9 protein-coding genes and 1 pseudogene are annotated in these 11,226 nt (G+C 54.2%); 3 read left to right on the top strand and 7 right to left on the bottom strand.

Going from position 1 to position 11,226, the window contains the following annotated elements:
* Positions 1-184 (top strand): hypothetical protein (locus ASF22_RS24635; RefSeq protein WP_210166658.1); only part of this gene is annotated, 184 nt, incomplete at its 5' end.
* A 59-nt stretch (positions 185-243) separates the two neighbouring features.
* On the opposite strand, the gene ASF22_RS14555 is transcribed toward ASF22_RS24635, so the two are convergent.
* Together ASF22_RS14555 and ASF22_RS23965 are read right to left on the bottom strand one after the other, a co-directional pair.
* A complete protein-coding gene (locus ASF22_RS14555; RefSeq protein WP_156647755.1) occupies positions 244-2,016 on the bottom strand; it encodes a hypothetical protein in 1,773 nt (590 codons plus the stop codon).
* A 773-nt stretch (positions 2,017-2,789) separates the two neighbouring features.
* Positions 2,790-3,743, bottom strand: a complete 954-nt coding sequence (locus tag ASF22_RS23965) for a hypothetical protein (RefSeq protein WP_156647754.1) — start codon at positions 3,741-3,743, stop codon at positions 2,790-2,792.
* A gap of 209 nt (positions 3,744-3,952) precedes the next feature.
* Between ASF22_RS23965 and ASF22_RS14550 the strand changes: the two genes are divergently transcribed.
* Positions 3,953-4,411, top strand: coding sequence for a hypothetical protein (locus ASF22_RS14550; protein WP_244474297.1), 459 nt, complete (start codon positions 3,953-3,955; stop codon positions 4,409-4,411).
* 236 nt (positions 4,412-4,647) lie between these two features.
* Here ASF22_RS14550 and ASF22_RS14545 read toward each other — a convergent pair whose 3' ends face one another.
* Entirely contained in the window at positions 4,648-5,481 is an 834-nt protein-coding gene (locus ASF22_RS14545; RefSeq protein ID WP_056265613.1) for a hypothetical protein, read from the bottom strand.
* A 228-nt stretch (positions 5,482-5,709) separates the two neighbouring features.
* On the opposite strand from ASF22_RS14545, the gene ASF22_RS14540 reads away from it, so the two are divergent.
* Positions 5,710-6,570 (top strand): hypothetical protein, encoded by an 861-nt coding sequence (locus ASF22_RS14540; RefSeq protein WP_056265609.1) that lies wholly within the window; start codon positions 5,710-5,712, stop codon positions 6,568-6,570.
* Between the two features lie 61 nt (positions 6,571-6,631).
* Here ASF22_RS14540 and ASF22_RS23200 read toward each other — a convergent pair whose 3' ends face one another.
* The 4 genes and pseudogenes from ASF22_RS23200 to ASF22_RS23955 form a co-directional block, all read right to left on the bottom strand.
* Positions 6,632-8,053 (bottom strand): DUF1036 domain-containing protein, encoded by a 1,422-nt coding sequence (locus ASF22_RS23200; protein ID WP_156647753.1) that lies wholly within the window; start codon positions 8,051-8,053, stop codon positions 6,632-6,634.
* Positions 8,054-8,186: 133 nt separating this feature from the next.
* Positions 8,187-8,741, bottom strand: a pseudogene (locus ASF22_RS14535) (IS701 family transposase); the annotation flags it as partial.
* Between the two features lie 168 nt (positions 8,742-8,909).
* Complete coding sequence (locus ASF22_RS23960) at positions 8,910-9,578, bottom strand: hypothetical protein (RefSeq protein WP_156647751.1); 669 nt, start codon at positions 9,576-9,578, stop codon at positions 8,910-8,912.
* A 453-nt stretch (positions 9,579-10,031) separates the two neighbouring features.
* Positions 10,032-10,670: a hypothetical protein gene (locus ASF22_RS23955; protein ID WP_156647749.1), complete on the bottom strand. Its 639-nt coding sequence runs from the start codon at positions 10,668-10,670 to the stop codon at positions 10,032-10,034.
* Positions 10,671-11,226: the final 556 nt, after the last annotated feature.

The raw sequence follows: 11,226 nt of genomic DNA, 5'->3' as shown, positions 1-11,226 counted from the left end.
GCCGTCGTTCGGCCCCCTCAAGCACCTCGACCCGCATCGCCCCGACCCGCTGACCTTAACGCCAGCATTAAGGTCAGGCTTCAGCCGAGTGCGCGATGCCGTCGACCGCGGCCATCACCGGACGCGTACGCGCGTAGTCGTTCGCACGCTGGTGGAGCGCGATCATTGCGGTGTCCAATTTTGATGAGGGGATAGGAGAGGAGCCCTGGGCGGGGCTCCTTGTGTCGCGATGGCTATGCGCTGCTAGGCCGTAACGCTGGTCTTGAGCACCACGCTCTCCGGCCATTCCCTACGCACAAGCGGGGTAGTGAAGCCGTCGCTCCGCGCACCGCGGTTGGCTTGAGGAATCAACACGCGATAGCGGGCACTGGTGGTGCCGAACTCCCAGATGAGAACCCGGTCTCCCAGACTGCACATCACCTCGGTGTTCACCTCCGGGTAAACCGCGATGAAGGCCTTGAGGAAGGCCGTAAGGTCGTCCAACCGCACGCTGATGCTGCCATCGCCCTGCATCTTGCCGGCTACTGGCTTCTTGTCGGCGTCCACCATCGCGCTGCGCACATTGATGCCGTCGCTGCCAAACTCCACGGTGGACCCCGGTGGCACCTGCGCCGTCCCGCTCCTTGGTTTGCTGGCGTTCCGCACGGCCTTGTCGGCCTTGTCGATGTAGGCGCTAGCAAAGCCGTGAAGCACTCCACGCGATATTACGCATTGCGCGGACGCTTTAAGGCGATTGGGGTCCACGTCGACAAAACCTTCGCCGGTCAGCCGTTGCAATAGGGCCCGAATGGGCTTGCTGGGATTGGCAGCTCCGCTACTCACCTTGAGCATGCCTACGCCCGACTTCTTCTCCGTGGCCTCGACGTCTACATCGAAGACTGAGCGCCGCTCGCGAGCCAAGATATTTACCTCGATGCGCTTGCGCATCTCGGTGTAGAGGCGCGTGTCACCCTCGACCCGGGCGCCGAGGATGATAATGGGCTCGTGGTTCCAACACTCCACCACTACAGTTCCGCCCTTTGCCTTGAGCAGACCCTGTATGATCCTCTGATCAGGGTCCCACACCACCTGGCGCTCATCGATGCGCCACTCGGTGTGACCGTCATTCGGATCGCTTGCTTTCGTCTTCCGCTCATCCGTTGGTTCCGGCAGCACGCAGCCGCCCATCACCAACAACTCGGCGAAAGCCTGAGTGCGCGGTGGTGTAGGAGCTTGCGCCGCCACCGCCAAGCTCACAATGTTGTCGGGCACTGGCAGCTCTTGCTCAGTACCGTCCTCCTTCTTGTGTACGAAAACCAGCCTAGGAATAACATCGCTGCCATTCTGCAAAGCCGATAGCGCACGCGCTTGCAGGATAGCGCTCTTTCTCTTCGGGTCGAGCTCAAGAGGCTCCGGCGCCCAATCTGGATCCTTGTCTCTATCCATGAGTCGTTCGAGTGCGTTGAGACCACCCGCATCCTCAATCAAAGACACCAACAACTGCACGCTGTCGCGGTTCAGTGGCATATCCTCAATGCGGATCTCTTGATCGCGAAGGAGCTTCAAAAGGCCATCGAACTGCGTGGCTTTGGAGTTGACCCGTTTGCTGTTGGCGGTTCCGTGGTCGGCGTCACCGACATCAAGGCCGTAAAGAGCAGAGGCTGCGCATGCAAAGGCGCGATTGCTGCCGGGCTTCGTGAACTTGCCTTGCCCAAAGGCATGCGAAAATCCCTTATCCGGAGAGTGCCAATAAAGTAGTGCGCCCATGGCGAACTCGGTCCACCCGGCCACGCGCGTTCTCAGCCCCAAGGCTTCTTTGATGTCGCCTATCTTCGTCAGAGCCTTGGTCCACGTGGCACGCTCGGCTTCAGTGGGAGCCGCAATGCCGCCTTCGGGGACATGATCAGTGAGCAGGTCTAGGTTGGCTGCGATACCAGCTGGCAGACTTGGTGCCGCGGTGTCATCGAGGGCTGCAGAGCCCTCGGCGTCCACGTTGATGTCACGCGGAGCAACGTCGTTGGGGTAAAAAGAGTTCATTGTCGGCATCCTGAATGGATGCGGACGGCGCTGCGAGCAGAAGCACTTTGTCACCGGCACGCGATTCACCGCCCGCTAAGCTGCGGGTTGATCTCGGTGAATCGCCTTAGGGAGGCTATTCCTGCTAGGCCGCCAGTGAACCGAACTTCCGCACCGGATCGATGATCCGCTCAGCCCCGAATAGTCTCGGCCGATAATCCTAGCTGACAATATTAACCAGAAGAACAGTGCTTCCATCACCCTCGATACTTGAAGCCAAAGCTCCAAGCTGAAGGTCGCCTTGCTGCACTCCCCCGGAGAGGAGCGTCGTACGCTTGATTGAACGGAGACCGTCCAATCCACCACAGCCTGAACGCGTGCGTTTGCCGCATGCGCCTCCAATGGAATTACGTTTCCATCGAACGGCGATGATCCCTATCTCAATTCATACCACATCATACAGTATAGGCAAGCACGAATTTTCCCGCTAGGTTGAAATATATTCCGGTTGGTTAACACGGAGCGTGCTCCATCTTCCCGTTAAACGGAAAGATGGAGCCGACTTACAACTTAGCCTTCACCGACGATCCTCCGAGCGCTCGGTTGGCGTTGAGGTCATATGGCCCGATTGCGAGGTGGCGGCGGGAGGTCGAATATATGACAGGTTGCCGAGACCTGTCATACCTCGCGCGTAGGCAGCTTTCATTAATCGCTGACCGCCTAACAATATCCTCGGCCTTGAGCGCCAGTACAAAATTGCTCTGCAAATTTCTGATGCAAAATGTGTTGGCCCATCATTTAATGCCCTGGTTCACGAGTCTTATTGTTTCCAAAAGCGTGTTACCTCCCTTCTTGTCCTCACATGCCGCCTTTGTTTTCCTAGCGGGATCCACCCAAACCCCATATGCGAGAAGATTATTTTTAGTTGCTGACTTAGGTCTTCCGGTTAGGTCTATTGTATGCCTGAAGCCTTGCAGGTCCAGGATTACACACGGATTGATCTCGTTCTCAATCCAGAACACAATCGCAGCCGTGTATAAGACGGTTTTATTGTCGGTGTCTTTGAATTTTGCTCCAAGTGGACGAATTATAAATTGCTCATCAGCCCTATTATACTCGTATAGCTCATCATCCATGCGTTTGTAGAATGGATCATTCTCATATCCATCAGGCACGTTATTTCTGAAGCCGCGAGTTTCGGGGTGAAAAGCGCCCATTAATTCATACTGATTACCTTGATCCTCGAGATTGAAATGTATCTTTATCTTATACCTATTTCCTTTTGATTTCCCAGGCTTTCCAGCTCCGTTGTCAAACACATCTACCTTCAGATAGAACGGGGTCGGCAATGTCGGGCAGCTTGGACCCGTGTCGCCCTCCGCGGCGCCATGCGCGCCATCACCCGTCTCAGGTAGTTGGTCGTTGTTATTCAGCTGGGTGCCTGGAGTGATGAACGTGGGCGCCAGCGTATTACTATCTTCGGTTAGTTCGATGGCGTCAGCGGGAATTACGTGGGATACATCAGCGAGTGGCGCAGCCACATGCGTGTATCCATTAGTAACATTATTCTTATTTGTTAATGAAGTTACTAATGGTTGCACGGCTGGATCTGCTGGATCATTGTGAATGGATGTATACGGCAGCTGTGCCTTCCGTTTCATATCAGCGGCCCACGCAAGAGCCTCGGGATCCCCTCCCGTGCTGCGTATAATCCTTTCGATATCGAGGCGGCTTTGAGTGTCGTTCATTTTCTTTTTCCTTGTTGGGCGCTTATCCATTATGGTCGCACCGTTATTTAACCCAATATAAACTATCAAGCTCAGGAGAGCGAAATTAGATTTCAGAAAAATTTTAGCTTAAACATTAGCTTGATGAGTTATTCGGTTGAACGGCAGGACAACGGCAGTAGCGTCCTGGCATGAGATCCACACTGGATCCAACGGAGACGGAGATGTCGATGCTTAAGACGCTCAAGCTCAGCAACGCCGCTCCCATCGCCACAGCCGGCGATCCGCTGGCTCGCGCTCGTGACAAGCTGCTGGGTAGCCTGGCCGATCAGCGGGCCTTCGCCAGCGCGGTGGTGGCCGGCGAACTGTACGCTCCGCCCAAGAACCTCGTGAGCCGCAAGAACGATGCGGGCGAGCGGGTCAGGGTCGAGGTGAGCCGGCGCATGCGCAAGGGTTGGTTCGAAGACGGCGCGGGCACCTTGCATTTCGCAGCCCGCGTGGGCGGCAAGCCGCTGGAGCTGGCCAAGGGCAAGCAAGCGGTGGAGGTGGGCAGCTTGGACAAGCTGCCATCGGTCATCGATACGCTGATCGAGGCGGTGCGCGCGGGAGAGCTGGACACTCAGATCGCCACGGCCGCTGAGGCACGCGGGCTCATGATGGCGGAGCGTCGCAAGCCCCGGTCAGCTTGAGCCCCTGGCGCATGGTGGTGAGTGGCTGCGTTAATCCAGCCCCTCACCACCCCGTCTGCCATGGGTACGCGGTCCGCCGCGCATACGGCGAAAGGCTGCGTATTCGTGCTTTTTATGAGTGTATTCTTAAGAACTTAGGCGAGCCAATGTCGTCGCCAGCTACTTGCGCGCAGGACATCAAGATCCGGCGATCGCGACGCTGCCAATGGCCTTCGCATGCCTCCCCTGGCGACCAATCAGTGCGCGAGGCCCACCGGCTTGTCGAGCTCAACCCGAAACCGGATTGCTTGATCGAACATTGGGGCTTTCCGGTATTGCCGATCACGCCGCCACGATGGGGCGCTTTCATCACCTACCAGCCGTGTTTCGAACAGACCCAACCATGTCAGCGGCCGCAACACCCGGCTTTCGAAAGCATAACCCGCAAAATCCGCCGGACCTTGGTCCAGCGCGGGGTTCCAAACCGTACAGCTGCGCATCAGGTCTTCGCGGGCGACCCATTCCGGCGACATGACGGAAAGGCACCACAGCACGATGCCGATGTGGTTCTGCGGCCAGGCCTCCACGGGCACGCGGTCGAAATAGCCAAGGTTGACGCGCCAGAACATCGTCGTGAACAGGCAACGGAAAAGATCTGCAGCTTGGTCGTCACGACCAAGCGTTGCACCAGCTTTAGTCACCAGCAGGTGCCGCTGCCGTTTACGAAGCAGCTTGGCTGTCTGCGCGACGAGCCGGGTGGCCTCCACGGGCATCACATCGATCTCGTTGAGCACCTTATTCATCGAGAGCACCTGGGCCTTGTCATAGCCGGGCCAGGTCATCGCATCGAAGAGTGCGCGAACGTCGGCGCGGCTCAGCGCACCCGTGGCAGTGAGCGTGAGGCCAGCGAGAGCCTGAGCCCGAGCAATCATCAGGCGCGTGGTGCCAACCAGTGGCGCGGCCATCGCGTGATCCGCTGTGGCATCGACGGTGATCACCTCCGGCATTCCTCCGGCCGACAGCTTCAGCAGGGCGTCCAAGCTGGAATGCGTGAGAAGGCTCCAGACCGGCGGGTGGATGAGCGTCGTCATGCGAGAATATGTGCCACTGCCGCGGCGGCGATGGCCAGGGTTTTCAGCCCTGCTCCGGAACGCTCACCGACGCGTTTGAAGGGCTTCCGTACTGCAGGAGTGCTGAGCCCGCTGTGCGCCGGTCCTGAAGCTTCCTGGGCGCGGGATGACAGCTGTCGCTCCGGGGGAGGGCGCATGAGGCGGGTTGGTCTTCCCCCTCTGATCCCCCAGGACATGCAAGGGTAAACGATGCTGAGGCTCTGGCTCACCAGCACGGCCGTTGGCACGCTTGCGGCCTGGTACTCGGGCCTCGATCCATTCGCCCCCTACCTTTACGAGTTCATCATCCTCGGCGCATTGGTGTTCGGCGCGGGCTTTCTCATGCTCGTGGCGGGTGTGCTCAGCAGCTCCATCCTCATGCTGCTGGTAGTGGGAGCGCTCCCCCTGGCCATGGGGTTCAGCGAGCGCATTCTGCAGGGGGAGATCAAACCCAGCGGAGCCTTCCATCGCTACAGCGCTGGTGCACCCGTGGGCCTGAACACCCGGATCGAGGGATCTCACCTGTATGGACGCATCATCAATCGGCATGCCCGGGACTGGCTTCGCCTGGCCATGGTTCAATGCACGCCGGTGTTCGCGAATGGCACGCCCAGCCAGCGTGTGCGGGAGATCTCCGTTGGCGCCGGGGGATGGTTGGCACCAGGTGAGGAGGTGGAGCAGCGGTTGCTGAGCAGCTCCGGACTCCTGTGGGAACCTGGCATGAGCATGACGCTCACCACCTGTAGCATCGGTTCCGCCGATTTTTACGCGGGCCCCGAATTCAAACCCACGTTCACCTACGCCAAGGATAGGGACAACCGCTACGTGTTCGAGGTCACCAACACGCGCGTTGATGCCAGTCTCACACGGGTCAGTTTCTCCTGCTGGGTCCTGAACGCTGCGAGTGGCAGCAAACCGCACAAGCAAGATTTGCGGGTGATTCCTCTGTACGCGGACGGCACCAGCTATCGCGTGCCACCTGAGCAGCGAATAACCCTCTACAACACCGAGCTTTTCGCAGGGCGCAGCATCACAAGTTGTGCTGTCAAAGAAGCAAAATGGAGGCTATAATAAGATATCATAAAAATATCGCGATGCATAAATATGCTGGTAAATTTTTACAGCGTTCGGCTTAGCATTTTTTTTGAAAAGTAAGGCATTTTATAGGGTCCCTAACAATATTCGCGCCAGTTCCTCTGTCGCCCCCTAGTAATTGCTCGCGAATTTTTACTGCTTCGTTTCCTGATCCTGGGCCTTTAGTAACATCTTTCCAAGCATTGGAAATAAACTGAACAGCACTATTGTTTGGTCCGAAGCATCCATGCCCGCCAATCCCTTCTGTAAAACACTTATCTAATTCATCCAGTGTCAACTTAGTACCCACGCAGACAGCAAATGCATGCGGCTGAGCATTTGTTTTTACCGCACAGGTGATAAAAGTTTGTTGCTCTTTTGTTAAATGATTAGCAGCCGCACATACTCCCATTCGCAGGTAGTCACCTTTATTGTTAAATACACAACTCAAGATTTTTTGTTGGTCCGCGTTGAGATATCGGGATGCGGCACATATTCCAGCTTTAGTGAAATCATTTAGATTACTTGCAACACAGGAATAGATATGATTTTGATCGGAATTAAGGGTGTTTGGCTGAGCGCATCCGCCGGCTTTAGACAAATCACCCCTACTATACAGTGCACATCGAAACGCATCCGCGCCTCGTGCGCCTCTTGCGCCTGGACTTAGGCATTCAATTAGTACGCCACCAAGGCGAATATTCGAAAATTGGTCTGCACAATTCGCAACTTTATAAATATCGCTTCCAAAATTGTCGCTGTTGGCACATATGGCAAATGAAGAAGGCGATTTGCGGTTTTCGTAACATCTTAATATAGATTTTTGTTTTCCCGTCGAAGAATTATTGATCCAGCATTTTATAAAAGCGTCTTTATTACTCAAATCATCACGACAGTTTAGCGCTGCCTGGAGAGGTTCATTTGGGCTTTCCTGTATTGTTATATCAATGAACTCATATCCTTCCAGATCAATTTTCGAAAAAATCTTTTTTGTGCAATTTGGATTATCAATGACATCAAAGGCTGAACCGCTCATAATACAAAAATCGGCGGCATCCTTTTCGCCATCTCCCGACCACTCAAGACCGCTAGCTTTCGCATAGTAATAGTAATAACGATTTTGATTTTCTTCAGAAAAAGCTATACCACATTCGCCGGGCTGGTACTCAAACCAACCTTTCGAATGCCACTGACCACTTCCGTTCACATACCCAACCGCAACATCAATCTTCTGACTTGTAGTATTGCAAAAATTAATATAAGCAAATGCCGAGCTAGGAGATAAAAAAACAAAAATTGCGATACATATAAATCCGAACTTGCAGCGGATCATTTTTAAATAATTAGCAGCCAAACAAAGGATTACATCGCAACATCTGAAAAAATCTTTTTCCATATTCATTGATTGATTTCCAAAAATTTCGGCTTGCGCTAAATCACTAACGGTTGAATCTGATCCTACTTCTCCAAGGTTGATCACGCAAATGCCTAATGCGAGGCATTCTAAAAAATCTAAATATCAGCAGCCTAATGACAATGGTGCGACCTGTATGCACCGCTCACCGACGATGCCACGCTAGCACTACCTGCGCACTTTCGCATCAGCTGGCAGCCTAAAACGCCTTCGGCAGTGGGGGCACAGAACGGGCGGGACGAGGCTGGCGAACAGTCTTCCGATGATGGCCTGGCGCACGGCGGGCAGGCTTGGTGACGGCGGTGGCTCCGGAAGGCGCGGCATCATTTTTTCCCCGCCCCGTCCGACGATGTTCGGCGAGGCGGGGGTGCTGCAGGTAGGCGCAGGCGATGCACGTCATCAGCGCGTGTCGATGCAGCCCGGTCCAGGACCGTCCCTCGAAGTGGTTGAGGCCGAGTTCTTCCTTGAGTTGCTGGTGGGCCTGCTCGCAGACCCAGCGCGCCTTGATCGTACCGGCCAGCGCGCGTCGTGACGTGTCGGGTGGAAGGTTGGACAGGTAATACTTCCGCTCGCCCGAGGAGCGCCACTCGCCCACGAGCCAGACCTCCTCGCCCGGCAGGTGCCGGTTGTTGCCCCAGACCGGACCGTCACCGGCCCGCACCCGGATGGTGGCGAACCGGGCCGAGAGCTTGCCCTTCGTGCCCTGGCGCCACGTCACGCGCCGCCATGTCAGATCGGCCAGCACCGCCTCGGCCTCCCGCGGCTCCCAGTCCGGCGCGGGCTTGTTCTAGGACCGACGATGCTGAAATGCATCCGCCCAATCCGTTCCGTTTAACGGAAAGACGTGTAAGAGCGTCCTTGCACCCCTTGCGTAACAAAAATAAACACACGCTCCGGCTTAGATAAGCTCTGACATCAAACGTTAAACTACACACCTATCAAGACTCGGGATTTCAAAATCTTCCATGAGAGGCACAACATAGTTCTCTGGGAGATAACATGATCCAGGATTTTTCTCGATCACCTCGCACATTTCATTGAATGCGTTTTGTGGAAGAATTATAGTAGCTAGATAAATGTTTCCCCATATGGAAAAATCATTAGGGTCGCTTGGGAATGTCCACTTTAGAGGACCTTCCAGTACGAGGCGCATCAATCGGAATTGCATTTCCCATAATTTTGCCTTGATCCTTAGACCCGGCTTAATATTAGGGACCTGCGCAGCGGTCTGAGCGGCCATCGCTAACATTCTCGAATACAAATTGACTTCGGATCTAAAGGCTTGGTGCGAATCTGCCGATCCGCTATAAATGTAATCACTCAAAGCTGTAAAAAATATGTAGCAAGCAAAAGAGCCATCATACACAACATATTTTTTTATTAATTTGAAGTTCTGTTGCCATTGCGCTTGATCTTGTGCAGTTTCCGTACAGTCGTAGATTATTATGGGGTTTCTATCCGACTCAGAACCGACATAGACACAGCCCGGGCTCAATACACTTGGTAGGTCAAAAAATAAAACCGTTAAAATAGAAAATATTACACTAAAAGCGACGCCAAAAACTACTTTAGCGTAATTCCGAACCGTCATGACAACTATTGCACCATTTTAAACTAAATATTATCAGCCCAGGCAGAAATAAAAGTGCAATATTAAAAACTAAAAACAAATCCAAATCTGGGCTGTACCGCCAGAATGGCAAGCCAATCCTGGGCAACAGGATTTATCGCTTACTCCCGAACACTTTTCACCCTCCGATTTACACGAGGCTGCCATCCGCTTGCCTTCACCACCCGCTCGGGGGATGGGTGTCATATTAGCTGATTCGAAGTTAGAATGATGCCCTGCTACCAGTCTATCAGCTAAAACAGAATCTGTTAAAGACATAACAACAACAAATGCCAATAGAATATTCATTAATATCTCTCCATACCTGTGGGCGCTCGCATTTCAGCGAACATTTTATCCAAGATCGACTAGAAGACCGATGATTGGCAAGTACCCTGTAGTTACCACGCACCAGATTATTTCGGGCTAAATCATTTACGCATGAGATGCACCGTTTAAATGCGCGACAGTAAGCGTTAATAAAATCATAGCGACAGTTGCGTAAACTATACCTCTTTTATGTTGAATAGCTTCAATCCAGCTGTATCTTCGCGCTATAATGCACGTTCGAAGGGTATAGGTACACACAAGAACCATAAGGGTCATACATAAGAAAAGGCCGATCTCTGAAGCTGTTGAAGGATCGCGTATGGATACAGCTTCTTCAGGGAACCAGATAGCTAAAAATAGGGAGGCGAGACCACCCGCCACGGATGCTAAACCAAGTCCCAATAGTGCTTTGATCAACAAGGGCGGGTCACAGGGTGAACGCAGCGCTATTATGTTACCGTGGTACCCTGCAGCTAGGATAATGCCGAGGTACAAAACGGCATCAGAAAATCGCTGGGGTGAGCCAACATGACGCGCAACAGCGAACGCCGTGCAATATGCACCACCTACGACAATTCCCAAAGCAATTGTATGCTTTAGCCATTGACTTACAACAGCAAAAAGGTCTGCCGCCTGTGAGCTCGGTGGTGCTGGGGCATTATCTGGTGAGGGAGCTTCTTCTTCTGGTATAAGCGTCGGCACAATTTCCACCTCTGCAACGTCGCTTAAATTGCGGTCGAGCACGATAGCTACGGCGATTAGATGAGAAACGAGGTGCTGGTCACCACCGTTCCTCATCCGGCGAAGCGTGCGGGCTGTGAAACTGGCTGGCACCTTACCTTGCGCCTTCAGCTCCTTCGAGAGAGTTTCGAGAGCGTCGTCTGAGACCCCCTCCGTGAGCTCCGTGAGTCTATCTCTCCTTGGCCTCAGACTTGCTCTAAGCGTGAACTCGAACCCTCCGCGGCGCAGGTAGTCGTTCCAATCGGTCTGCCCCTGAGCTCGTTCGCCGTCAGTCATTCTTCCCCACCATCGTGGGAGCAGGAAGGTGGTTTGGATGGACTGTCCGGTCTGCTCGCCCGGCAAGTCCGCTCTCCGTGCACCCGGAGCCGGCAGCAAGCGTAGCCGCTGACCGGACTGTCCGCCATCGATTCCGCCATCGATATGGCCGGCGGAGCGGCTCCAGAAAACCAATTCTCCTGCTTGCGTTCACGCGATACGGCGTTGCCCTATCGGAAGCCGGACCCACCTCCGATTGCGAGGAGAAGGACACTCGTCGGAGATCACCCGGACCGGACTGTCC

Origin of the sequence: Methylobacterium sp. Leaf87 (assembly GCF_001422775.1) — a bacterium.
Lineage (GTDB): Bacteria > Pseudomonadota > Alphaproteobacteria > Rhizobiales > Beijerinckiaceae > Methylobacterium.
Note: the sequence above shows the minus strand (reverse complement) of the source record. Positions and strands in the feature narration are given on the sequence as shown.

Excerpts from the sequence above, each read along its gene's own strand:
- ASF22_RS14540 (WP_056265609.1), top strand. The coding sequence starts at position 5,710 with ATGCTGAGGCTCTGGCTCACCAGCACGGCCGTTGGCACGCTTGCGGCC.
- ASF22_RS14545 (WP_056265613.1), bottom strand. The coding sequence starts at position 5,481 with ATGACGACGCTCATCCACCCGCCGGTCTGGAGCCTTCTCACGCATTCC.
- ASF22_RS23965 (WP_156647754.1), bottom strand. The coding sequence starts at position 3,743 with ATGAACGACACTCAAAGCCGCCTCGATATCGAAAGGATTATACGCAGC.
- ASF22_RS14555 (WP_156647755.1), bottom strand. The coding sequence starts at position 2,016 with ATGAACTCTTTTTACCCCAACGACGTTGCTCCGCGTGACATCAACGTG.
- ASF22_RS23960 (WP_156647751.1), bottom strand. The coding sequence starts at position 9,578 with ATGACGGTTCGGAATTACGCTAAAGTAGTTTTTGGCGTCGCTTTTAGT.
- ASF22_RS14550 (WP_244474297.1), top strand. The coding sequence starts at position 3,953 with ATGCTTAAGACGCTCAAGCTCAGCAACGCCGCTCCCATCGCCACAGCC.